This window comes from Schaalia georgiae DSM 6843 (genome assembly GCF_000429245.1).
In the GTDB taxonomy this organism is placed as follows: Bacteria; Actinomycetota; Actinomycetes; order Actinomycetales; family Actinomycetaceae; genus Pauljensenia; species Pauljensenia georgiae.
This window is the reverse complement of record NZ_AUBM01000008.1, coordinates 157,982-180,332: the sequence shown is the minus strand read 5'-3', so window position 1 is coordinate 180,332 and position 22,351 is coordinate 157,982. Positions and strand designations below refer to the sequence as shown.

Genomic DNA, 22,351 nt, shown 5'->3' with positions numbered 1-22,351 from the left:
ATGCGTACGGATCGTTGTACAGAACAAAGGGGATGCTGATGAGTGAAGCCGGCAAAACGAAGGGGGGCGCGCTCAAGCAGGACCAGTTCTTCAGGCGCATGCAGGCCGTCGCGGACCTGCGTTACGACGACTCCGCTGATGAAGCGGCCTACCGGGCGGTGCTGGCCGGTATCGACGACTGCGACGGAGCCGTCCTGCGCTACGCCCAGGAGAACGGGTACGTCTCCGACCTGGTGGGCGAGTCGATCACCAACTGGTCCTACGAGTTGCGCTGCCGTCTGCAGGCGGCGCGGGCACGGCTCCAGGAGGGGTTCGCCACCATCGTGGACGCCCGCGACACGATGCGCTCCCTGCGCGACGATTTCAACCAGAACGTCGCCTCCGAGCTGCTGACTCCCGAGGAGGAGTCCCTCCGCGAGTCGTCCAAGGGGCAAATGGTCGTCGTCCCCGCCAGCGGCTACTACATGTACACGCCGTCGGAGTGCTACTTCGAGACCCTTGAGGTCCAACGCCGCACCGAGCGCGAGGACTACTGCAAGGGCCTGCTCGACCAGCTCAACGACCAGGTGGGCCAGCACGGCAGCAGCGTCCAGGATACGGCCACGAAGCAGGGCACGGCATGGAGCGAGCGATTCCCCAGTGCGCCGGAGAAGCCGTCGCGTCCTGCTCCGGCCGACCAGTCCGCAGGCGGGGCCGTCGCGGCCGACGGTCATACCGGTGCGGCGCCCGATCGGGTCGGGGGTCCGTCTGCGCCCCGAGGCGGCCCCGCACCCGGGTTCGATCTGGTGGCCGAGGGCTTCCAACGCCCCGGCCTGCCGCAACAGGCGCCCGATAGCGCCGTCGTGGGCGACCTGGACGGAGTGGATCTAGTGGGCCGTCCCATCAATATGACAGTGACCCCCAATGGCCTGGTCGGCGGCTACATCCCGCCCTCCGCCGTCAATGCCTCGGATCCGCGCTGGGACCCCACCTACCGCATGCCAACCAGCGTGCGGCAAGTCTCAGCGGCTACTGCGGGCGCGCTCGGAGCAGGCCTGCTCGGACCGGGTCGAAGCCTCCCCAGCGCCAGGAGCGTCCTGGGCGGCCGCGCAGCAGGGAAGCCGGGGCGCACTGCGGGAATCGGCGGAACTCTTCCGGCCGGTGGCAAGGCGTCCTCCGTCGGCACCAGGGCGCCCGCCTCCGCTCGGGGCGGCCAGCCGATAATGACGCCGATCGCCGCCGGCGTGCCGGTCTCCGGCGCGGCGGAGGAACGGCAGAAGGCAGACGGCAGGCGCAACGACAACGGTGAGAACCCCGAGGAGGAGGACCAGGAGAAGGAGGTCGTTCCCCTCCCGTACTTCGATCCGGAGCCGAAGGCCGAACCCGTGTGGGATCCGGCACACGGCCCCGGTTCGGAGGACGACGGAGTGGAGTTCTCCCTCGACCTGGAGGAGTGGGAACTGTGAGGGCGTTGTCGCGGGCCAGGCGCCGGTTGCGGATTGCGACGTGCGCGGCCGCGCTGGCCGTGGGCGCGGGGGTGGTCGGCGCCGCGCCCGCGCAGGCGGTGGAGGAGATCACGACCCAGGACTACGTGTCAGTGCTGGGCATCGACAAGGCGACTGCGAAAGGGCTGACGGGTGTGGGGGTGCGGATCGGGGTCATCGACGGTCCTGCGGACACGGGCCTGCCGGAGTTGGAGGGGGCGAATGTGCGTGTGAGGAAGATGTGCGACTTCGACGGGTCGGACAGGTCCAGGACCCATGGGAGCGCGATGGTGTCGATCCTGTCGGCGCGCGGGTACGGGGTGGCGACGGGTGCGGAGGTGGTCAATTACTCGTTCCCGCGGCGGCGGCTGGGCGACGGGGAGGACGACACGGTCAACGACACCAAGGGGTGCCTGGGGATCGGGATGGAGGAGACCCTCGACGCGGCGGTCGCGGAGGGCATGCAGATCATCTCGATCTCGCTGGGCGGAGGAGAGCTCAGCGAGTCCCTGCGCGACGCGCTGGTGCGGACACTGGCCAAGAACGTGATCGTCGTGGTGTCGACGGGCAACGAGGGGCGCGAGGACCCCGAGGACTCCTTGGCATCCCTCAATGGCCTTGTGGGGGTGGGATCGTCGGACAATCATGGTTACGTATGGCGGTACTCGAACTTCGGGAAGGGGCTGACGGTTCTGGCCCCAGGGGAGAACCTCAAGGTCCACGACTTCGCCTCCGGAGAGGTCGTCTCGGTCACGGGGACCTCGGTGGCCACCCCCATCGTCGCGGGTACCCTGGCGGTGACGATGCAGCAGTGGCCGCAGGCAACGCCGAACCAGATCCTCCAATCCCTGGTGGGTACAGCCAAGAAGGGACCGTACGGGTATCCACTACTTACTCCAGGCAGCCTGGACACAACCGATCCGACGGGGTACCCGGATACGAACCCGTTGATGGACAAGTTCGCCGGGGAGGAGCCGAGCGCGGCCTCGGTGGCGGACTACACCGACGGCCTGTCGTCGAGGGACTCGTTCTTCAAGGCCGATGAGGCCTACGTGTACCGGGGCGTGGACCCAGAAGTCGTGGACAAGCACCCGGACCAGTCGGCACTGGGCACGTCACCGCGCTACCACCGCCAGGACTAGGTCGGCGCCGGCCGAACACCCAACACCGGACCCAGGAGAGAGCAATGACGGACTTGAACATCATCGTAGGCGACTTGGAGGCCCTGCGCGACGGCGTTGACACGGTGGCCGAAGCGCTCGGCTCGGCGCCGTTCGGCGACGCGGCGGGGTACGTGGCCAGCGGCATGCCCGGAAGCCGGAGCGCGCAAGTCGTGCTCCAGGCGTGCCAAAGCATCGATGACGCGTGGGTTGCGCTCGCGCAGGGCCTTGAGGACTACGCGTTCAACGTCGATGGGACCATCAGTGCGTACGCGACGACTGAGGACGCCAACTCCGTGGTGTTCCAGAACCTCGCGGCCGCCTCCCAGGCGGATGCGCACTGAGTGAGGAGGAACAGCAATGGTGGCGTGGAGCGATCTGGAGTACTGGCGGTCGAGTCACCTCGACGAGTCCGCGAATACCGGGGGAGACGGGAGGCGGAGAACGCGCACTCAAGTCGAAGAACTCGCGGGGTACTTCGACCGCTTCCGTTCTGAAGGCCAGGCGGCCGATGCGATGCGCGGCGCGGGATCGGCCCTGCAAGACGACCTGGACCATTTGGTCCAAGTGGCCAGTGAGTACATGCTGGCCTGCGAGGAGGCGGCCGACGGGGTCCGCCGGGTCGAGGCGAAGACGCGCAGCGCCCAGGAGATCTCCGCGGAGATAGGCTATCCGATCAAAGAGGACGGGAGCCTGGATCCATTCGTCCCCGAATACGAGGACAATAAACCCGTACCTGGGCTCCAGGTCCCTCCGATGAACTCACAGACCTTTGCGAGTGTTGTCAAGCAGTCGAAGTACGGGGAGCTCCAGCAGTGCATCGCCGACGCGCTGCGCATCGCGGACGAGGTCGATGCCGCTTTGGAGAAGCGGCTGAGCGCACTGGCGAATGGGACGTTCGACGGGGGCGGAGCACGGGAGGGGCGCGACTCGAAGTCCCCGGGCTTGCCAGATGACGCCGACCCCTCGTGGTCGCCGGCTGAGGTGAGCGCCTGGTGGCACGCCCTCAGCGACGCCGAGCGCCAGGAGTGCATCGAGCGCGACCCCGCCACCTACGGGAACCTCGACGGCATCGACATGGCCTCAAGGGACAAGGCGAATAGGCTCGTCCTCTACGGGTACACCGATTCCAGGGGCAACCACGTCCCGGGGCTCATCGAGAAGGCCGAGGCGGCGGTCGCCGATGCGCAAGCAGAAGCGGGCAGCAGGTGGTTGCAGCCGAGTAGCGAGTCCGATTTCGGCGAGACCGCGCTGGACGAAAAACTGCTCAAAGCCCAGCACGACCTCGAGGAGTTGCGCAGGCTTGACGCCCAGCTGCAGAGGACGGGGTCGGACGGCGCGCCCACCTCCCTGCTAGCTCTGGACCCCTCGGGCGAGCGCCTCAAGGCGGCAGTGGCGGTGGGCGATGTCGACAACGCGAAGAACGTGGCCACCTTCGTCCCCGGCCTGGGAACCAACGTCCATAACTCAATTAAGGAATATGTCGACACTGCGGTGAGGCTCCAAGAGAACACGGCTGCGGTTTCTCATGGGGATCCGTCGGATACCGCAGTCGTCGCGTGGCTCGGCTACGATGCGCCGCAGGACTACATCTCGGTCGCCTCGACGGAGAAGGCCGAGGCCGGGGCTCCCCGCCTCAACAACTTCCTCACGGGCGTCAAATCGTGGCGGTGGGAAGGGGGCGGCGACCTCCACCAGACGGTCGTCTCGCACTCCTACGGATCCACCACGGCGGGACTGGCCATGAAGGACATCGGAGCGGGCGTGGTGGACGATTTCATCTACACGGGGTCCCCCGGTGCGGGCACCAGCACGGTCAGCTCGCTCGGAGTCGATCCCTCCCACGTGTGGGTGTCGGCGACCGACTACCGCGACTTCGTGCAGGGACTCCCGCCAGATCGATGGGAGTCCTTCGGGCGCGACCCCGCTGACCTCGAGGGTATCCAGCACCTCTCCGGCGATACAACTGGATCCACTCAATACAAGTCGTTCTCACTCAATCCGGCCGCCAACCACTCCACCTACTTCGACGCCCCGGCGCCTGGTCGGCGCAATGAGGCGTTGGACGACATCTGCCGTGTCATCGGGGGGCGAAGTAATGAGGGCCATGTGGTTGCGCGCTCTGTCTGTCGTGTGGTGCGCGTGCGTGGCGGTGGCTTTGTGCGGGTGCGGGCGGGGCACGGATGTCTTCGGCAGGCCGGACCCGTTGCTGCCCTTCGACAGGAGGGCCCCCATCGGGGTGTACTTGTCGGATGCGGAGCCGCTGATCGAGCGTTTCGTCGACGCCCTGGCCAAGCAGAACGGAGGAGCCCTAGGGCACGCCGGTTACGCGCATTTCAACGGGTGCGGGGAGACGGGGGACGATGACGGGATACGGGTGGCGAGTCCGATATTCAAGGTCTTGATGACTGATGCGATGGATCTGCGGGCACTGTCGGAGCAGATCCTCGAGCCCGCCGGGTTCACGCCCCCCGATACCTTCGCGCCCGATGAGGAGCGCAGCCTGGTGTGGGTTGAGGACCGCAACGGGACCCTGCTGAGCGTCTACTACGTGCCCGGTCAGATGGTGCGCTTCTACTACCATTCGGGGTGCGTGCCCTTCGGGGACATGGGCGAGGACGACCTCAAAGCGAGGGTCTACGGGCGCGACCTGACCCAGACCTTCCCCGACCTGGTGCTCTACCGGTCCTTCGACGCCGACGGCAACCCCCAGGGCCCACCCGACCGGCAATCCGGGACCAGCGCCCAATCCACCCAATCCGGGGGCGGGCAGTGAAGCGCGGGCGCCTGCGCGCTCTGGCTGTGGCGTGGTGCGCATGCGTGGCGGTGGCCGTGTGCGGGTGCGGGCGGGGCACGGATGTCTTCGGCAGGCCGAATCCGGTGACGCCCTTGGAGAAACGCCCTATTGCTGAACAGTACATTTCTGACGTTGAGCCGGTGATTCAGCGGTTCGTTGAAGCACTGGCGAAACAGAACGGGGGAGCACTTGGATTCGATGAGACATCGTATGTTGGCGGATGCGGCGAGCGCGATGGCGATCACGGGTGGGAGGTAGCGAGCCCCATTTTCAAGGTGATGATGACCAGCGCGATGGATTTGCAGGCTCTGTCCCATCAGTATCTTGAGCCTGCTGGATTCACGCCACCTGACACCTTTGCCCCTTCCAAGGAACGCAGTCTCTCATGGATGCGTAGCCAGGACGGCACGTTTATCAACGTCTACTATGTGCCGGGTAAAGAACTACGTTTCTTCTACCGTTCGGGGTGCAGACCACAAACCGGTTCAGACGTCGACGCGCTGGACGCGGATGTCCACGCTCGCAACCTGACCCAGATCTTCCCCGACCTGGTGCTCTACCGGTCCTTCGACGCCGACGGCAACCCCCAGGGCCCACCCGACCAGCAATCCGGAACCAGCGCCCAATCCACCCAATCCGGGGGCGGGCAGTGAAGCGCGGGCGCCTGCGCGCTCTGTCTGTCGTGTGGTGCGTGTGCGTGGTGGTGGCCGTGTGCGGGTGCGGGCGGGGCACGGATGTCTTCGGCAGGCCGGACCCGTTGCTGCCCTTCGACAAGAGGGCCCCCATCGGGGTGTACTTGTCGGATGCGGAGCCGGTTCTGGAACGTTTCGTCGACGCCCTGGCCAAGCAGAACGGAGGAGCCCTTGGATACGCCGGTTCTGCGTATATCAACGGGTGCGGGGAAACAGGGGACGAGCACGGGATACGGGTGAGGGGCCCGGGTTTGAAGATCATGATGACGGATGCGATGGATCTGCGGGCACTGTCGGAGCAGATCCTCGAGCCCGCGGGGTTCACGCCCCCCGATACCTTCGCGCCCGATGAGGAGCGGAGCCTGGTGTGGGGTGAGGACCGAAATGGCACGCTTCTGAGCGTCTACTACGTGCCCGGTCAGATGCTGCGCTTCTACTACCATTCGGGGTGCGTGCCCTTCGGGGACATGGGCGAGGACGACCTTAAAGCGAAGGTCTATGGGCGCGACCTCAGCCAGACCTTCCCCGACTTGGTGCTCTACCGGTCCTTCGACGCCGACGGCAACCCCCAGGGCCCACCCGACCAGCAATTCGGAACCAGCGCCCAATCCACCCAATCCGGGGGCGGGCAGTAGAGGGCGCGGGCCGGATCAGCCGCATGGCCGACGCCGTGGCCGCGCCAGGCAGGGCCGGTGGAACGGCCCGCGCCCGCCGCAGGATCAGAAGTGTCGGATCACCGGGTTCCACTCTCGGACGGTGCGCGAGGCGACGACCCCCGCCTCGTGGAACGGGTCGGCGTCCAACATGGCGAGCACGTCCGCCTCGGTGTCCGCTTTGAGGATGAGGAGCGCGCCGGGCGCGTCCCCCGACAAGGGGCCCGACCCCAGGTTCTTCCCCTCGTCCCTCAGCGCCCCCAGGTAGGCGCGGTGCCGGGGGCGCACCTGGTCCATGAGTTCGGTCTTCGAGGGGTCGTACACGTATTCGACTGCGAAATATGCCATGCACCCACCGTAGCGCTCATCCCGGAATTTGCCCAGGGCGCCGCTAGGATCGTAGGGTGCATGACCAACTAGTGATCCAGGGCGCCCGCGAGCACAACCTCAAGGATGTGAGCCTGACCCTGCCCAGGGACGCGATGATCGTCTTCACGGGCCTGTCCGGCTCGGGCAAGTCCTCCCTTGCCTTCGACACGATCTTCGCTGAGGGGCAGCGGCGCTACGTGGAGTCCCTGTCCTCCTACGCCCGCCAGTTCCTGGGGCAGATGGACAAGCCCGACGTCGACTTCATCGAGGGGCTGTCCCCGGCGGTGTCCATCGACCAGAAGTCCACGTCCCGCAACCCCCGTTCCACGGTCGGCACCATCACCGAGATCCACGACTACCTGCGCTTGCTGTACGCGCGCGCCGGGATCGCCCACTGCCCCCAGTGCGGGGCCCGTATCCAGGCGCAGACGCCCCAGCAGATCGTCGACCGGGTGCGCACCATGGACGACGGCACCCGCTTCCAAGTGCTCTCACCGGTCGTGCGCGGCCGCAAGGGCGAGTACCAGGACCTGCTCGACGAACTCAAAGCCGACGGCTACACGCGTGCCATCATCGACGGCGAGGCCGTGCGCCTGGAGAACGCGCCGAAACTGGAGAAGAAGCTCAAGCACACCATCGAGGTCGTCGTGGACCGCCTCGTCGTGCGCAGCGGCATCCGCCAGCGCCTCACCGACTCGGTGGAAACGGCCCTGCGCCTGTCCGACGGCCTCGTCGTCATCGACTGCGTGGACCTCGACGAGGCGGATCCCGCGCGGCGCCGCCGCTTCTCCGAGAAGCGCGCCTGCCCCAACGACCACCCCCTGTCCCTGGATGAGATAGAGCCCCGCACTTTCTCCTTCAACGCCCCCTACGGCGCGTGCCCCGACTGCACGGGCCTGGGCTTCCGCAACGAGGTCGACCCCGAGCTGGTGGTCCCCGACGAGGAGCTGTCCCTGGCCGAGGGCGCCGTCAGCGTGTGGAGCACCAACTTCAAGTACCACAAGCGACTGCTGGAGTCGTTGGCGGCCGAGCTCGGCTTCGACATGTCCACGCCGTGGAAGAACCTGCCCAAGAAGGTCAAGGACGCCGTCCTGTACGGCAAGGACTACGAGGTCCAGGTGAAGTTCCGCAACCGGTGGGGGAGGGAGCGCTCCTACACGACCGGATTCGAAGGGGCGGTCGCCTACATCGAACGGAAGAAGGAGGAGACCGAGTCGGAGTGGGTGACCGAGAAACTCGACGGCTACATGCGCCAGGTCCCCTGCCCCTCGTGCCACGGAGCCCGCTTGAAGCCCGAGGTCCTGGCCGTCACCGTGGGCGGCCTGTCCATCGCGCAGCTGTCCGACCTGTCCATCGCCGACGCACGCGCCCACCTGGCGGACCTGGAGCTGGAGGAGCGCTCCGCCTCGATCGCCGCGCCCATCCTCACCGAGATCACGGCCCGCCTCGACTTCCTGGTGGACGTGGGCCTCACCTACTTGACGCTGTCGCGCGCGGCCGGCACCCTGTCGGGCGGCGAGGCGCAGCGCATCCGCTTGGCCACGCAGATCGGCTCGGGCCTGGTGGGCGTCCTCTACGTCCTCGACGAGCCCTCAATCGGCCTGCACCAGCGCGACAACCGCAAACTCATCGCCACCTTGGAACGGCTGAGGGACCTGGGGAACACGCTGATCGTCGTCGAGCACGACGAGGAGACGATGGAGGCCGCGGACTGGATCGTCGACATCGGCCCCGGCGCGGGCGAGACCGGTGGCTGGGTGGTCCACTCGGGCACCCTGGACTCGCTGCTGGTCAACAAGAAGTCCCTCACCGGCCAGTACTTGTCCGGCAGGCGGGCCATCGCCCTGCCCGCGGCCAGGCGCTCCATCGACCGCAGGCGCCTCATCACCGTCAAGGGCGCCAGGGAGAATAACCTGCGCGGCATCGACGTGTCCTTCCCCATTGGCGTGTTCACCGCGGTCACGGGAGTGTCCGGCTCCGGCAAGTCCACGCTGGTCAACCAGATCCTCTACCGGTCCCTGGCGGCCCGCCTCAACGGCGCGCGCACCATTCCGGGACGGCACCGCACTATTTCGGGCATCAGCGGCCTCGACAAGGTCGTCCACGTGGACCAGTCGCCCATCGGGCGCACGCCACGCTCCAACCCCGCCACCTACACGGGCGTGTGGGACCAGATCCGCAGGCTCTTCGCAGAGACGCAGGAGGCGAAGGTCCGCGGCTACGGGCCCGGGCGCTTCTCCTTCAACGTCAAGGGCGGGCGCTGCGAGTCCTGCAAGGGCGACGGCACCTTGAAGATCGAGATGAACTTCCTGCCCGACGTGTACGTGCCGTGCGAGGTGTGCCACGGGGCCCGCTACAACCGGGAGACCCTGGAGGTGGAGTACAAGGGCAAGACGGTGGCCGACGTGCTCGCCATGTCGGTGGCCGAGGCCGCGGAGTTCTTCGCGCCCATCTCGCGCATCGCCCGCCACCTCAACACCCTGGTCGAGGTGGGGCTCGGTTACGTGCGCCTGGGCCAGTCAGCCACGACCCTGTCCGGCGGCGAGGCGCAGCGCGTGAAGCTGGCCTCCGAGCTGCAGCGCCGCTCCACGGGGCGCACCGTCTACGTGCTGGACGAGCCGACCACGGGTTTGCACTCCGAGGACATCCGCAAACTCCTGCTGGTCCTGCAGTCCCTGGCCGACAAGGGCAACACCGTCATCGTCATCGAGCACAACCTGGACGTCATCAAGAGCGCCGACTGGGTCATCGACATGGGCCCCGAGGGCGGCTCCGGCGGCGGCCAGGTGGTGGCCGAGGGCACCCCCGAGCAGGTGAGCGCGGTCCCCGAGTCCCACACGGGCCACTTCCTGGTGGACGTGCTGCGCAAGGGCAGGGTCCGCCAGATCGCAGAAGGGGCGTAAGACGCAGGGGAGGCACCATATAGGTGTATAATATTGAAGTATGACTTCAAAATACCGGAGGCTTGTACGAGCCCATGCGACAAAAGTCCTTGGAATCTATGATCACCGTGTCAGTTTCGTGGATGATGAGCCTTATGTTATATTGTACGGCGAGAACGGGGTCGGGAAAACTAAGTTCCTCGAGCTAATATATGCGTGTGCGAATCTTGAGTGGCGGTTGCAAGTGACTATTCCATTCGAAAGTGTTCACTTATACTTCGATGACGAGACAGAACTTTGCGCAGATAGAAGTCCAACAGAGAATGACGGAATATTCGACTATAAAATCACTTACAGTCTTCTTAAGGGGGGCCGTCTCCTGTGCAAGTGGAGTCCGGTTCTAGATCCGATGTACGAACGATACATAATGCGTTATGGATTACGATCGATTGGGCATAACGAATGGGTAGATGATGAAGGGGATGTCATCAATGATGATGAAATTTTCATGAGAACAAGCGCTCGCAGAAGGGGAGCGATTAGCACAACTTCTGAAGAAGTGCCTGATATGTTCAGGAGCTTTTCTGAGGAGTTTCGATGCGCATTTGTTAACGTTCAACGACTGAGATCGTACGAGTCCAGTCACCGTCAGTATTTCGACGAAAGTCGCGCGCGAGTTAGAAACCACAATTCGAGAATCGAAGATATTGCAAGTGTTATACGACGTTGCCTGAACGAAGCGCAGACAGAAAATTCCAAAATTTCTCAAGAGCTTGATCGCTCGTTCCCCAAACGTGTGTTAGAAGATGCTGAATCGCATCATGAGTACGATCAACGCAAGCTGCAGGAAGCGTATGAGTCGTATAATCAAATTAGGAGACGGATCGGCAAGATATTTGAAATGAAAGAGGATCAATCATTAAGCCTTCCTCTCGGCGAATTAGCAGATTGGCAGTTGACGCTTCTGAGTCTGTATATTGAAGACACGGAAAGGAAACTAGCTCCACTCGTCGACATTCTTAAACGGGTAGAACTTCTTGAGGATCTTATAAATCGACGGTTTAGTGGAAAACAACTAAAAGCAACAGACGAAGACGGTCTGGTTGTAAGGCTTGAGAATTCCAATCAGACAATTAGGCTTGATCGCCTGTCATCTGGCGAACAGCATGAAATTGTAATGTTCGCTGAGTTGTTGTTTGGCGCCGAGGATGGAGTTCTAGTATTGATAGACGAACCTGAGATCTCTTTGCACATAGCATGGCAACTTCACTACGTTGACGACCTGAAGAAGGTGGCAGAACTTACAAATAGTAGGTTTATTCTCGCTACACATTCGCCACAAATTATCAACGAGGACTGGGATCATGCCGTTCGACTGGGCAATGGGTATTTGAGCGCATGAAAGAGCATATTACCGAATCGTCGCGTATCGTCCAGTTGCGCATGTTGTTAGATAGGAACAACGCGGCAGTTCTTGTTGTTGAGGGGCAGGAAGATAAGAAACTCATTGAGTCTAGGCTTGAACACGGCTTAGAAATCATGTGTGCAGGTGGGCGAAACGCTGTGCTTGACGCTGCGCGCACACTTAAGGGAGACAGTGTTTTCAGGAATGTTCGATACTTGATTGACTCCGATTTTGACCGATTCCATAATGAATGGTATGATCATTCGAATAAGAACGATCCATATCCCTCGGGCGTATTTTCTACTGGCGAGCATGATTTGTGGATGGAGTGCATCGAGGCGGATAATCAGCTACTCGAGCGGGCAATGAGTGGCTATGTGGAGAAGATACGCGATGCCCGATCTCTTGTTTCGAAGGCGCTAGGTTTCGCTCGGCGCATTTCTGGGCTGAAACTGGCTGCTGATCTACTTGGGTATAAACTTGAATATAAGTCTTGCAACAACCCGAATTTGACAGAAGGTTCGTGGGATTACGATTTCCTTATAGCCTTTTTTCTCAAACAAAATAAGGGGTGCGAGGTGGATAGATCTCACTGGATCGAGATCGCCGAACAAATTGTGGATAGACTAGGTATTCTGTACACGAAACCCACAGGCGATCATTTACTGTTTTTACTACTTGCTTCATTATGTGGTGGCAAACGGAGAGCGGGGGAGCGCGATATTCGCAGAAGTGTGTATTCCGCTTTGGACGCAGATTCCATTCTGCACATTCGGTGCATACAAGAGATTAATTACTGGTGCGCAGAAGCTGGTGTGCAAGGTTTGCGTCCGTATGGCACATAGTTACTCTAGTGACGTACAGACGTTTTCGGCAGTGTGGGATGTCAAGGGGCGGCCATGTTCAGTGCGCCCAGGGCCAACTCAGTGCATGGGGAGAGATCCCGTGTCAACCCAGGATCCTGCACGAGCATACATTGGTGCGAAGAAAGGCGTGGACCCAGGTGACCTGCACGCGCGCATAGGGATGTTGGTGACTCACAACTCGGTGAGACCACGGGTGACGAAACAGCAGTTGACAATATTCACGAGACAAGTGTGCCGTGGTGCCGAGAGACAGTGCGCAGCACGCGGCGCTGATTTAAGATGCGAATGCGCATGCGCCGCATCAACGCTCAATGGTGCAGCGTCCGACACGACCAACGCCCGCCTCCCGGTGGTTGACGAAGATACGCATCTTACGCACGCCGAACACACAGTAGTTTTCCTCCCAAACGCGGCGTTTCCTGGTGGACGTGCTGCGCAAGGGCAGGGGCCGCCGGATCACAGAAGGGGCGTAGTCTAGAATTTGAGGGGGCGACCCGGCCGCCGTTGGTGAGAGGAGCGAGGACGCCATGATTGACATCGTCGGAGTGCTGGGCTCCCTGTTCCCGGTCCTCAACAGCCACCCGTGGGCCATGGCCGCGCTGATCGGGACGGTCGCCATCGCCGCGGCCATGTGGCTGGCGCCCCGTATCATCGTCGCCACCGAGAGCCTGATCAACATCAGGAGCCGCCTCAAGGATCCGGATGATTGGGCCAGCGAGGACTCCTTCCTGCGGACGAGCGATCCCGCGCTGTGGAGGCAGAACCTCGTCTTCAACAGGCTCCGCCTCGACTACGTCCACTCCCGGCGGCTGAACGTCCGGATCAGCCAGAAGGAGTTCTCCTACTGGAACCTGCTGCCGGTCCTGGGGGTATGGGCGGCGCTGACGCTTTCGGATCGTCTGCTATCCACCGGCTCTGGATCGTCGTCGCCCGCGCAGTTCGATTCCACTTCTATAGCGCAGGTGGTGAGGCTGGTGAATCTGAGCGCGGTGCTCGCGATGTGCGCAGCAGTCATCGTCATATATGTGAGCAGGCTTACTGAGAGTGAGGAGACCAGGAGGAGGAACGTCCTTCAGAAGTGTATGCAGGATCTGGGTTTCGATGCTGGTTTGTCCGTGTTCGTGGTGAAATGCTGGTACCATTTCGCGATCGAGCACCGCGATCCGCCAATAGCGCTCGATGAACGGAGGACGAGGACCGGCGTTCTGCTGTCTTTCCGGGTCGAGCACCACGACGATGACAGCGTTCTGCTCAAGGACGAGTACATGGGCGCTATGAATGACCGTCGGCAAGTGAAGTGCCCGACGTGCGGCAAGTGGGTGTGGTCGTACTCGCGGTCGTGGTTGTTGCTCAAGTGGCTGCGATGGTCGAAGGGCAGGGCGAAGAACAACGGGACCTGGACCGAGCAGGACGTCAAACTCGCCCTGGGGGCGCTGTCCAACTTATTCAGTGCTCAGAACGTGGAGAAGTATTTGCGTCGCCATGAGTCGAGCCTCGAACACGGCGGCTCGGACGAAGTGGGCACGAGAGGCCCGGAAGGAGCTGGCGATGAGGATGGCGCTGCGGGGAACGGGTGGTTCAGCAGGGCCCTGCGGCGGCAGCGGTACCGGCGACAATCGCGGCCACGATGAGGACTGTTCAACGGTTTTTTGAGTTCGAAGAAGAGCAGGATAGCCCAAGCCGTGTCCGTCTGGCCGGGCCACCCAGATAATAATTGCGCAGCAACCTCAATCATCCGACAGGCCCCGACCCTATGTCGGCTTCTGTCATACTCAAACGGCGAAGGGCCATTTTCCTATTGGAAAGTGGGCCGACAGGAACGGTATTAGGTCGACTGCGGCCCCCTGGCGGAGTTTCGTATCGGATACCAGCATGGTCCGACCCGCGTCAGGTCATTCGGGGTCCCCTGGCGGAGTTTTGTATTGGAAAGCGGACCCGGCGGAGGCAGTGTGGAGGCCGCTTTGCAAGCGAAGTGGAGTTTTCAAAGGGATACCGCCACTTTGCAAGTGTTATAACGCTTGCAAAGTGTGGTATCGCTGTGAAAACAGGCCCCGCCTCGTCGGCATAGCGCCCCTCCCGGGCGCCGCGAGCCGCATTGGGGCACGTTAGACTGCATTGGGGTAGGTTATTAACCTGCCCCAATGCACTGTTTCCTACCCCAGTGACCTGCCGCCTGCCCCGCACCGGGCCGTAAGGCGCCCACGGCGCGGAACCCCCACACCCCCGCGCCGCGCCTCAGTTATCAGGGTCGGCGTCGATTCGACCACCTGCGTCGTGAGGGCCTGGTCCCGCGCCGCGCCTCAGTTATCAGGGTCGGCGTCGATGGCGCCCTGGACGTCCTCGAAGAGCAGGTTGGAGATCTCGACCTGGACCATCTCGACCTTCGGCACGTCGCGCAGCAGCAGCGGGTCGTCGGAGGATGTCTGCAGGGCCAGGGTGCCGCAGCCGAAGAAGCGGTCGTTGAAGTCCTTCTCCAGCTGCACGTCGGAGATGCGGGTGAGCGGCAGGTCGTGGCCGGTGCGCCGGAAGACTCCCCGGCGGGTGATGACCCGTTTCGTGGTCACGGTGTACGTGTGCATGTACCACAGCAGCCACGGGATGAAGAACAGGGGGAAGCTCACGACCAGGACCACCGCCCACAGCGCGACGGCCGCCGAGGGCTGCCAGTCGGCGGGTATGAAGACCGTGCCCGCCACGGCGGCCGCGATCAGGAGGAACCAGGCGATGATCCTCCACAGGAGGACCTTGATGTGGGTGTGCATGTGCCGGACCACGACCTCGTCGCGGCTCAGGAGCTTCTTCGACATTGCCATGCCTCCAATCATGCCAGTTCGTCGCCCGCAGCGCGCCCCAACGGGGTTCCCGCAGTTCCCCGGTCTTTCGTGATCAAATTGTGACCTGCTGGAAAGGGCGGCTGTCGTTCCAGATCATCCGCGATTATCCGGCATGCATGCCTGGCTTTTAACCTGGTCAGAGGGGGTGGTTCGAGTTGCAGGAATGGCCCCCGGGTGTCATGGGACGCGCTAAACTGTAACGGTAGGTCGAAGTCGTCAACGGGGATGGTTTCGACCTGACACCCCATCCGCTCGCGCGGGGACGGCCTCACCGCTTCTCCCCGCGCGAGCGGCCCACGCCTCGGCCCTCGATCCAGTACGCCTGCGCGTGGAGGCGCCCCTTCGCCAGCCCCCATTCCTTCAAGCGGGGTTTGAGCGCCCTGAGGGAGCGGAACTCCGGCGTCGCCCACGCGCACCACCCCTGGTAGTCGCCAGGGACGATGGCGCGCGCCAGCGACTCCGGGCCCTCGCGGGGCACCCAGCGCACATCGAGGCAGGGGTGGGAGGCGAAGGGCAGATCCCGGTCCGAGTCCGAGTGCTCCTCCAAGTACACGCGGACGGGGACGTGGGCGGGCACCTCGGCCACCAACGACCGGATCGCCGGCACCGAGGCGGCGTCCCCGATCATGAGGTAGCCCTCCGGCTGGTCCTCCCCGGCGAAGGAGATCTCCGTGGATCCCATGCTCATCGCACCGATGCGGTCGCCCGCCTCGGCCCGCGCCGCCCACGTGGAGGCGGGGCCCGACGGCTCGTGCAGCACGAAGTCGATGGTGATCGTCCCGGCCCGCCCGTCGTGGGCGGCGATCGTGTAGCCCCGCTGGTGCTCGACATCGGGGCGCTCGGGATCGGGGACCCACAGGCGCAGCCACGAGGCGGCGGAGAGGGGGACGGCGCTCAGGAGCTCGGGGGCGGAGAAGACGACGCGGACGCACGAGGGGGTGAGGGCACCTCGCTCCACGACCGCCAGCGGGTACTCCCTCGCGCGGAGGACCTTCAGGACGGCGCCCTGGAACCCTCGTTTCGCCATACACCAAGCCTCACAATCATCACGGGCGTGCGCACTGATGAAGGATACCCCACGTGGCGCGGACGGCGCCTAGCGCAATCCCGCCACTTCGTTGAGCACCTGCCGTATCGGCACGGGCAACGGCGCCTCGCGCTCGAGGACCGCGTCGAGCTGGCGGGTCGTGCGCGGGCCGATGACAGCACTGGACACGCCCGGGTAGCCGCTCGCCCACGCGCACGCCACGTCAGCGGCCGTGCGGTCCAGCCCCTCGGCTGCTTTGACGGTAGCCTCGATCACGCCCCTGGCGGCCGCGGTGAAGTGCGGTTCGACGAGGTGGCGCAAGTGCGGGGAGGCCGCCCGCGAATCCGGGGGAGTGGAGTGCCGGTACTTGCCGGTCAGTGCCCCTCCGGCCAGGGGGGAGGCCGCGAAGAACCCGATGCCCCGGTCCTCCAGTTCCGCGACGAGTCCGGCGAGCCGCGTGTCCACCAGGGACAGGGGGGCCTCGACGGCCGTGATGGGCGCACCGCCGGGCATGGCGCCGCGCGTCACGGCCTCGGCGATGTCCCACGTGCGCGAGGAGGCCATGCCGATGTAGCGGGCCCTTCCGGTGCGGTGGGCGTGCTCCGCCGCCGACAGGGTCTCCTCCAGGGGGACGCCCGCCTCGGGCGACACCAGCCACACATCGACGAAGTCACTGCCCAGGCGCTCCAACGCGTCATCGAGGCTGCGGAGCATGTCGCCGCGCCCGCCTGCGGGCCTCCACGAGTCGGCGTCGGGCCGCGAGGCGCCGCGCCACGCGAGGACGACGCGGTGGCGGCCCACGGCGGCGACCGCTTCCGCGAGCACGTCGGTGGCCCTGCCCTCGCCGTGCATGGGGGAGCATTCCACCAGGCTACCCCCTGCGTCGACGAAGTGCGCCAGCATCTCGCAGGCCTCCGCGGCGTCCGTGTCGCGCCCCCACGTGAGGGTGCCCAGGCCGATGGAGGACACGCGCAGCCCGCTGCGCCCGCAGAACGTAGTCATCATGCCACCACACTAGGCGGTGCCGGGCGGCCCGGCCCTTTTCGCCGGGGTGTGTCCGCTGGTTGCCTCCGCGCGGGCTGCCCTGCCCGGTCCGCCAGTTCCCACCGCGCGAGCGGTACCGGATCCGGTTACAGGACCTTCGAGAAGAACTCCTTCGTGCGCTCCGAGGACGGATTGTCGATGACCTGGGCGGGGGTCCCCGCCTCGACGATCGAGCCGCCGTCCATGAAGACCACGTGGTCGGCGACCTCCCGGGCGAAACCGATCTCGTGGGTCACCACGGCCATCGTCATCCCCGACGCGGCCAGGTCCTGCATGACCGCCAGGACTTCTCCGACCAACTCGGGGTCCAGTGCGCTCGTCGGCTCGTCGAAGAGCATGATCTCCGGGTCCATCGCCAGGGCGCGGGCAATGGCGACGCGCTGCTGCTGGCCGCCCGACAGCTCCGCCGGGTAGTGGTCGGCCCGGTCCGCCAATCCCACGCGGTCCAAGAGCTCCAGGGCGCGCGCCCGCGCCTGGGCGGCCGGCCGTTTCGCAACGTGGACGGGGGCCTCCATGACGTTCTCCAGCGCCGTCTTATGGGGGAATAGGTTGAAGCGCTGGAACACCATGCCGATGTGGGCCCTCTGCGCGGCGATCTCACGGTCCTTGAGGTCGTGGAGCTGGCCGGAGGCGTCCTCGCGGTAACCCAGAAGCGTGCCGTCCACGTACACGCGGCCCGCGCTGATCCGCTCCAACTGGTTCAGGCAGCGCAGCAGAGTGGACTTGCCCGAGCCCGACGGGCCCAGGATGACGCACACCTCGCCGCTGGCGATGTCGAGGTCGATGCCGCGCAGCACGTGCAAGTCGCCGAAGAACTTGTGGACGCCGCGCACCGACACCATCGGCTGGGGGGAGGAATCAGGGGTCATGGGGTCACATCCAGGAATCGGGGCCGGGAGGGGGAGTGCTCGTCGTCGGAACCGGACTGGGCGGGGGAGGCCGCCGTCGTCTCGTGCCGGTCGAAGCCCTTGGCGAAGTGCTTCTCGATGTAGGACTGGATCCACATGAGCAGTGTCGTGATGAGCAAGTACCAGATCGCGGCGGCGATGAGCAGGGGGACGGGGGCGAACATCGCCTGCCCCTTCTGCCTGGCGACGAAGGTCAGCTCCAACGTGAAGGGGATGGCCGACACGAGCGACGTCGTCTTCAGCATGGAGATCGTCTCGTTGCCGATCGGCGGCACGATGACGCGCATCGCCTGGGGCAGCACGATCCTGCGGAATATCAAGGAGCGCGGCATGCCCAGGGCGGTGGCGGCCTCCCACTGCCCCTTATCGACGCTGAGCAGGCCCGCGCGCATGATCTCAGCCAGGTACGCGCCCTCGTTGAGGCCCAGGCCCACGAACGCCATCCAGAACGGCGTGAAGTAGGCGGCCGTCTCGAAGGTGGCGAACTCCGGGCCGAAGGGGATGCCCAGTGACAGCTTCGGGTAGAGAGTCGGTAGCAGGGACCAGAAGATCAACTGCGTGTAGATGGGGGTTCCGCGGAAGAACCAGATGTAGGCGGTGGCCACCCACTTGAGCACGGGGTTGATCGACTGCCGCATGATCGCCATCGTGATCGCCAGGGCAGTGCCGATCAGCATGGCGAGGACGGTGAGGATGATCGTGAAGAGCACCCCCGACATGATCGACTGGGAGAACAGCCATGCCCACACGGTCGACCACTGGTAGTTCGGGTTGGTGACGAGCCCGTGGACAGCCATCGCCACGATCACCGCGACGACTCCGGCGCCCACCCAGCGCCCTGGCCGGGGGACCGGCTTGGCGTCGAGCAGCTCGACTCCGTCTTTCACATGGGACATGATCGGTCCTTCCGCGCTCAGTCGTTGACCTGCGGGTTGAGCTCCGCGGTCGTCAGGGCGGCGCCCTCGGCCCCGTAGGGCGCGAGGATCTGTTGCAGGTAGCCGTGGTCCATGAGGTACTGCGCGGCCTTCTGGACGGCCTCGGTCAGCGCGGTGTCCTGCTTGTTCACCGCGATGCCCTGGGGGGCGGACTCGATGACGTCGCCGATCTGCTCGATCTTGCCCTGGGACAGCGCCGCGGTGTAGCCGATGACCGTGGAGTCGGCCAGGGTCGCGTCGTACTGGCCGCCGACGACCTTGGTGGCCACGGAGGTCTGGACGTCGTGGGGCATGACGGTGATCGCCTCGTTGCCCGCGGACACGCACTCCTGGGACAGCGTATTGATGTACTCCTCCTGCGCTGTTCCGGTCTGCACGCCGATGGTCTTGCCGCACGGCTGGGCGGGGTCGAAGCCCTTCGGGTTGCCCTGGGCGACCCCGTAGGCGGAGCCGACCTGGACGTAGGCGATCATGTTCGTCTGCTGTTCGCGCTCGGAGTTGATAGTGAAGGAGGATATGCCGACGTCGAACTTCGTGCCGATGGAGGGGATGATCGTGGGGAACTCGGCGTGCGAGGTCGTCCCGTCCTTCAGGCCCATGACCTTGGCCAGGGCCCTGGTGAGGTCGGCGTCGTAGCCGACGACCGTCTGGCCGTCGCTCGCGCGGAACTCGCCGGGGGCGTAGTCGGCGGAGGCGCCGTTGCGCAGGGTGCCGCGGGCCTTGACCTCGTCGGGGACCAGGGCGGCGATCTCGTCGACGGTGGGGATCTGGGAGACGTCGAAGGGGGTGGCATCCGTGGTCGCGGCGCCCCCCGAGGCGGCCGCGCCGTTGGGGTCCGAGGCGGACTGCGCGGTGGCGCCGGGGTCGGAGCACGCCGCGAGGACGAGCGCGGACGCCGCAGTCAGTGCGAGGAGGGCCGCTGTCGTGGGCTTGTGCAGGGTGTGCATCTCGGGGTCCTTAGTGCGGGGACTGTCGGTACAGCATCAGTATGCATCATCATGCATGGCTATGCATAATATGTGATGGATGCCTGTTCGCAATGCGGACGGCCGGGCGGCAGTCCCCTCGCCCGCTCCGCGAAAGGCGCCGCTCCGGCGGACTGCCTTTCCGGCCCCATCAGGACGACTGTTGCCCGGTCGGAAACGCCACCCCGGGTCCAGAGGACAGGAATGGGGCGGCCGGAGCCGCCCCATTCCGCGCTACGCGTGCGCCACTCACTTGCCCCGCAGGGCGCGCCGGTTCGGGCGCGCCCGCTGCGGGTCGACGCCCTTGGGGATCGGCGGGTTGTTCGCCCTCAAAGCCGCCAGGCGGGAGGAGACCTGCGGGACTTCCTCGCTGGTGAGGGCGTTCTTGAGCTTGTTGATGGCCGCCTGCAACTTGCCCAGGGCGACCTGCCCCTCGTCCTTGCCGACCTGGATCTGGTGGACCGGGACGTTCTGGAGGATCCTCGTGACGCGCTTCGCCTCGGCGTTGAGCAGAGGACGGACCCGGGAGGAGGGCCCCTCGGAGATGAGGACCACGCCAGGGCGCCCCACGATCCGCCACACCAGGTCCTGCTCGCGGGTCACGGCGATGGGCTCCTCCGGGATGATCCACCCGCGCTTGATCTGCTGGAGCACTGCTTTGGAGGCCCCGGGGGTGTCCTCGATCTGCGAGTACAGGGCGCGGGGCACCAGGAAGGACAGGATCGCCATATCCGTCGTCAACGCGGCGAGGAGACCGACGAACAGCCACGCGATCCAGTTCAGGTGGAGGAGGGCGGCGATGATGAGGAACAGACCGATCACGGAGATCGCCGCGCCCACCAGGACCCACGGGATCCAGGGGTAGGAGCGGGCGGAGACGCGGTACGCGTCCGCCATATTGTGGTACCAGCGGCGCTTTGCGGGGGGTTTCTTCTCACTCATAGCACCCCCATTCTACCGCCACGCGGGCCGGGCCCGGACACGGGGGCCGCCCGCGCGCACACGCATGACTTGCCTCACACGGGAGTCTTCGGAAAGATTGGACCATGGAAATCGGAGGGTACGAACTCGGCACCATCATCCACATGGGCGCCAACGGGCCGCTGTGGCTGACGGAGACCAGCAAGGGCCCTGGCGTCGTCGCAATCCGGGGCGAGCGCGAGGCGCGCGGGAGCGTGGACCGCTGGCGCGCGTGGGCCGGCATCGATTCCCCGCACGTGGTCCGCCTGCTCGACGTCGTCCGCCACGAGGACGGGCAATGGGCGGTCGTCCAGGAGTACATCGAGGGACGCCCGCTCGACATCGCCCTCGCCTCGCACGCGCTGCGCTCGCCGCGCACCCGCCGGAGGGTGTGGGAAGGGGTGGCAGCCGGCGTCGAGGCGCTGCACGAGGCGGGAATCGTCCACGGCGACATCAGTCCCGCGAACATCATCGTCGACCCGCAGGGGCGCGCCGTCATCATCGACATCATCGACCCGCCCCGTCCGGGCGCAGGAACGCGGGGATGGTCGCTGGGCGCGCCGGAGGGACAGGAGGGCGACGAGGCGTGCGCCGACCGCATCGGCGAGCTCCTGGGCATCGACCCGTCGGACGCCGATAGCGCCGGAGCAGACGACTCTCCCGTGCTCGTCGATGGCGGTGTCATCGACCCCGCTCAAGTCGTAGCCGATCTGCGGGCCGCAGCCCTGAGGGAGGACACCCTGGCGCCCGGGGAAGACCGGGCGGATGCGGAGGGCGGCGCGAAGAAGGGCGGAGCCCCCCGCCGCAGTCGGCGCCGCGTGTCCGCATTGCTCGCCCTCGCGGTGGTCCTCTTCGCAGTCGGCGGGGTGCTCGTGTGGCGCAGTGGCGCCCTCAACGGGGCTTCCGAGCCCTCCCAGACACAAACCGGGCAGTCCTCTGCGGGAGCGGGGGCCGCCGCAGCGCCGCAGGAGCAGCCCTCGTCCGACCCGTGCGCCGTCGGGGTCGTCGAGGCCCGCTTGGGCGCGGCCATCCGCGCCCGCGACGCCGCCATCGTCGCAGGCGACGCCTCCGCCCTGGACGGCGTGGTGGGCGGCGCTCTGGCCGAGGCCGACCGCAAGCGCATCGAGTCCCTGGCTGAACAGGGGATCACCGTTGAGAAACTCGAGACGCAGGTGCACGTCGAAGAGGTCATGGCGTGCACCGACTCCCTCATCCGCGCCAGGGCCACGCTGACCCAGACCGCGCTGCGCGCCTGCGCGAACGGAACGTGCACGGACGCCACAGCGCAGCCCCCTCAGGAGGTCATCCTCGACATCGAACGGGCTTCGGGACTGGTCGTCGCCGCCCGCGGCACTTCCGGCCAGTCCGGCGCAGAGGGGCACTGACGCCCT

General features: G+C 65.2%; 20 protein-coding genes. 12 read left to right on the top strand and 8 right to left on the bottom strand.

Features of this window, described 5'->3' with window-relative positions:
* Nucleotides 1-38 precede the first annotated feature (38 nt).
* From G447_RS0104260 to G447_RS0104230, 7 genes are all read left to right on the top strand, one after another.
* A complete protein-coding gene (locus G447_RS0104260) occupies nucleotides 39-1,445 on the top strand; it encodes a hypothetical protein (protein ID WP_026430174.1) in 1,407 nt (468 codons plus the stop codon).
* Entirely contained in the window at nucleotides 1,442-2,605 is a 1,164-nt protein-coding gene (locus G447_RS0104255; RefSeq protein WP_026430173.1) for a S8 family peptidase, read from the top strand. The genes G447_RS0104260 and G447_RS0104255 overlap by 4 nt, the downstream gene beginning before the upstream one ends.
* A gap of 44 nt (nucleotides 2,606-2,649) precedes the next feature.
* A complete protein-coding gene (locus G447_RS0104250; protein ID WP_026430172.1) occupies nucleotides 2,650-2,967 on the top strand; it encodes a hypothetical protein in 318 nt (105 codons plus the stop codon).
* A 16-nt stretch (nucleotides 2,968-2,983) separates the two neighbouring features.
* Complete coding sequence (locus tag G447_RS11065; RefSeq protein ID WP_243442298.1) at nucleotides 2,984-4,990, top strand: alpha/beta hydrolase; 2,007 nt, start codon at nucleotides 2,984-2,986, stop codon at nucleotides 4,988-4,990.
* Entirely contained in the window at nucleotides 4,887-5,399 is a 513-nt protein-coding gene (locus G447_RS11970; RefSeq protein ID WP_243442302.1) for a DUF4853 domain-containing protein, read from the top strand. Before G447_RS11065 ends, G447_RS11970 begins: the two co-directional genes overlap by 104 nt.
* A 104-nt stretch (nucleotides 5,400-5,503) precedes the next feature.
* Entirely contained in the window at nucleotides 5,504-6,073 is a 570-nt protein-coding gene (locus G447_RS11965; RefSeq protein ID WP_243442297.1) for a DUF4853 domain-containing protein, read from the top strand.
* The gene (locus G447_RS0104230) at nucleotides 6,070-6,747 is read left to right on the top strand and encodes a DUF4853 domain-containing protein (RefSeq protein WP_026430169.1); all 678 of its coding nucleotides are present in this window, start codon (nucleotides 6,070-6,072) and stop codon (nucleotides 6,745-6,747) included. The genes G447_RS11965 and G447_RS0104230 overlap by 4 nt, the downstream gene beginning before the upstream one ends.
* Before the next feature lie 84 nt (nucleotides 6,748-6,831).
* Here the strand turns inward: G447_RS0104230 and G447_RS0104225 are convergent, their stop codons facing one another.
* Nucleotides 6,832-7,113: a YciI family protein gene (locus tag G447_RS0104225; RefSeq protein ID WP_005872024.1), complete on the bottom strand. Its 282-nt coding sequence runs from the start codon at nucleotides 7,111-7,113 to the stop codon at nucleotides 6,832-6,834.
* A gap of 56 nt (nucleotides 7,114-7,169) precedes the next feature.
* Between G447_RS0104225 and uvrA the strand changes: the two genes are divergently transcribed.
* The 4 genes from uvrA (at nucleotide 7,170) to G447_RS0104215 (ending at nucleotide 13,918) form a co-directional block, all read left to right on the top strand.
* A complete protein-coding gene (gene uvrA, locus G447_RS0104220; protein ID WP_005872009.1) occupies nucleotides 7,170-10,037 on the top strand; it encodes an excinuclease ABC subunit UvrA in 2,868 nt (955 codons plus the stop codon).
* Between the two features lie 40 nt (nucleotides 10,038-10,077).
* Nucleotides 10,078-11,418 (top strand): AAA family ATPase, encoded by a 1,341-nt coding sequence (locus G447_RS11960; RefSeq protein WP_081697853.1) that lies wholly within the window; start codon nucleotides 10,078-10,080, stop codon nucleotides 11,416-11,418.
* Complete coding sequence (locus tag G447_RS12250; protein ID WP_131295679.1) at nucleotides 11,415-12,266, top strand: hypothetical protein; 852 nt, start codon at nucleotides 11,415-11,417, stop codon at nucleotides 12,264-12,266. The genes G447_RS11960 and G447_RS12250 overlap by 4 nt, the downstream gene beginning before the upstream one ends.
* A gap of 548 nt (nucleotides 12,267-12,814) precedes the next feature.
* Entirely contained in the window at nucleotides 12,815-13,918 is a 1,104-nt protein-coding gene (locus tag G447_RS0104215) for a hypothetical protein (protein WP_026430168.1), read from the top strand.
* 669 nt (nucleotides 13,919-14,587) lie between these two features.
* Here G447_RS0104215 and G447_RS0104210 read toward each other — a convergent pair.
* From G447_RS0104210 to G447_RS0104180, 7 genes are all read right to left on the bottom strand, one after another.
* Nucleotides 14,588-15,100, bottom strand: coding sequence for a PH domain-containing protein (locus G447_RS0104210; protein WP_026430167.1), 513 nt, complete (start codon nucleotides 15,098-15,100; stop codon nucleotides 14,588-14,590).
* 289 nt (nucleotides 15,101-15,389) lie between these two features.
* Nucleotides 15,390-16,148, bottom strand: coding sequence for a siderophore-interacting protein (locus G447_RS0104205; protein WP_026430166.1), 759 nt, complete (start codon nucleotides 16,146-16,148; stop codon nucleotides 15,390-15,392).
* A 69-nt stretch (nucleotides 16,149-16,217) separates the two neighbouring features.
* On the bottom strand, nucleotides 16,218-17,153 hold the full coding sequence (locus G447_RS0104200) for an aldo/keto reductase (RefSeq protein WP_005872019.1): 936 nt from the start codon (nucleotides 17,151-17,153) through the stop codon (nucleotides 16,218-16,220).
* A 125-nt stretch (nucleotides 17,154-17,278) separates the two neighbouring features.
* Entirely contained in the window at nucleotides 17,279-18,061 is a 783-nt protein-coding gene (locus G447_RS0104195; protein WP_026430165.1) for an amino acid ABC transporter ATP-binding protein, read from the bottom strand.
* Nucleotides 18,058-18,996 carry an amino acid ABC transporter permease gene (locus G447_RS0104190; protein WP_026430164.1) on the bottom strand — a complete coding sequence of 313 codons (939 nt, stop codon included), beginning with the start codon at nucleotides 18,994-18,996 and terminating at the stop codon, nucleotides 18,058-18,060. The genes G447_RS0104195 and G447_RS0104190 overlap by 4 nt, the downstream gene beginning before the upstream one ends.
* 17 nt (nucleotides 18,997-19,013) lie before the next feature.
* Nucleotides 19,014-19,982 (bottom strand): ABC transporter substrate-binding protein, encoded by a 969-nt coding sequence (locus G447_RS0104185; RefSeq protein WP_026430163.1) that lies wholly within the window; start codon nucleotides 19,980-19,982, stop codon nucleotides 19,014-19,016.
* A gap of 267 nt (nucleotides 19,983-20,249) precedes the next feature.
* Nucleotides 20,250-20,942 carry a DUF4191 domain-containing protein gene (locus tag G447_RS0104180; protein WP_005872029.1) on the bottom strand — a complete coding sequence of 231 codons (693 nt, stop codon included), beginning with the start codon at nucleotides 20,940-20,942 and terminating at the stop codon, nucleotides 20,250-20,252.
* Between the two features lie 104 nt (nucleotides 20,943-21,046).
* Here G447_RS0104180 and G447_RS0104175 point away from each other — a divergent pair, with 104 nt between their 5' ends.
* Nucleotides 21,047-22,345 carry a protein kinase domain-containing protein gene (locus G447_RS0104175; protein ID WP_026430162.1) on the top strand — a complete coding sequence of 433 codons (1,299 nt, stop codon included), beginning with the start codon at nucleotides 21,047-21,049 and terminating at the stop codon, nucleotides 22,343-22,345.
* The last annotated feature ends 6 nt before the right edge of the window (nucleotides 22,346-22,351 follow it).

Coding starts and splice junctions, on each gene's coding strand:
- G447_RS0104260 (WP_026430174.1), top strand. CDS start 39: ATGAGTGAAGCCGGCAAAACGAAGGGGGGCGCGCTCAAGCAGGACCAG.
- G447_RS0104250 (WP_026430172.1), top strand. CDS start 2,650: ATGACGGACTTGAACATCATCGTAGGCGACTTGGAGGCCCTGCGCGAC.
- G447_RS11065 (WP_243442298.1), top strand. CDS start 2,984: ATGGTGGCGTGGAGCGATCTGGAGTACTGGCGGTCGAGTCACCTCGAC.
- G447_RS0104225 (WP_005872024.1), bottom strand. CDS start 7,113: ATGGCATATTTCGCAGTCGAATACGTGTACGACCCCTCGAAGACCGAA.
- G447_RS11960 (WP_081697853.1), top strand. CDS start 10,078: ATGACTTCAAAATACCGGAGGCTTGTACGAGCCCATGCGACAAAAGTC.
- G447_RS12250 (WP_131295679.1), top strand. CDS start 11,415: ATGAAAGAGCATATTACCGAATCGTCGCGTATCGTCCAGTTGCGCATG.
- G447_RS0104215 (WP_026430168.1), top strand. CDS start 12,815: ATGATTGACATCGTCGGAGTGCTGGGCTCCCTGTTCCCGGTCCTCAAC.
- G447_RS0104210 (WP_026430167.1), bottom strand. CDS start 15,100: ATGGCAATGTCGAAGAAGCTCCTGAGCCGCGACGAGGTCGTGGTCCGG.
- G447_RS0104205 (WP_026430166.1), bottom strand. CDS start 16,148: ATGGCGAAACGAGGGTTCCAGGGCGCCGTCCTGAAGGTCCTCCGCGCG.
- G447_RS0104200 (WP_005872019.1), bottom strand. CDS start 17,153: ATGATGACTACGTTCTGCGGGCGCAGCGGGCTGCGCGTGTCCTCCATC.
- G447_RS0104195 (WP_026430165.1), bottom strand. CDS start 18,061: ATGACCCCTGATTCCTCCCCCCAGCCGATGGTGTCGGTGCGCGGCGTC.
- G447_RS0104190 (WP_026430164.1), bottom strand. CDS start 18,996: ATGTCCCATGTGAAAGACGGAGTCGAGCTGCTCGACGCCAAGCCGGTC.
- G447_RS0104185 (WP_026430163.1), bottom strand. CDS start 19,982: ATGCACACCCTGCACAAGCCCACGACAGCGGCCCTCCTCGCACTGACT.
- G447_RS0104180 (WP_005872029.1), bottom strand. CDS start 20,942: ATGAGTGAGAAGAAACCCCCCGCAAAGCGCCGCTGGTACCACAATATG.
- G447_RS0104175 (WP_026430162.1), top strand. CDS start 21,047: ATGGAAATCGGAGGGTACGAACTCGGCACCATCATCCACATGGGCGCC.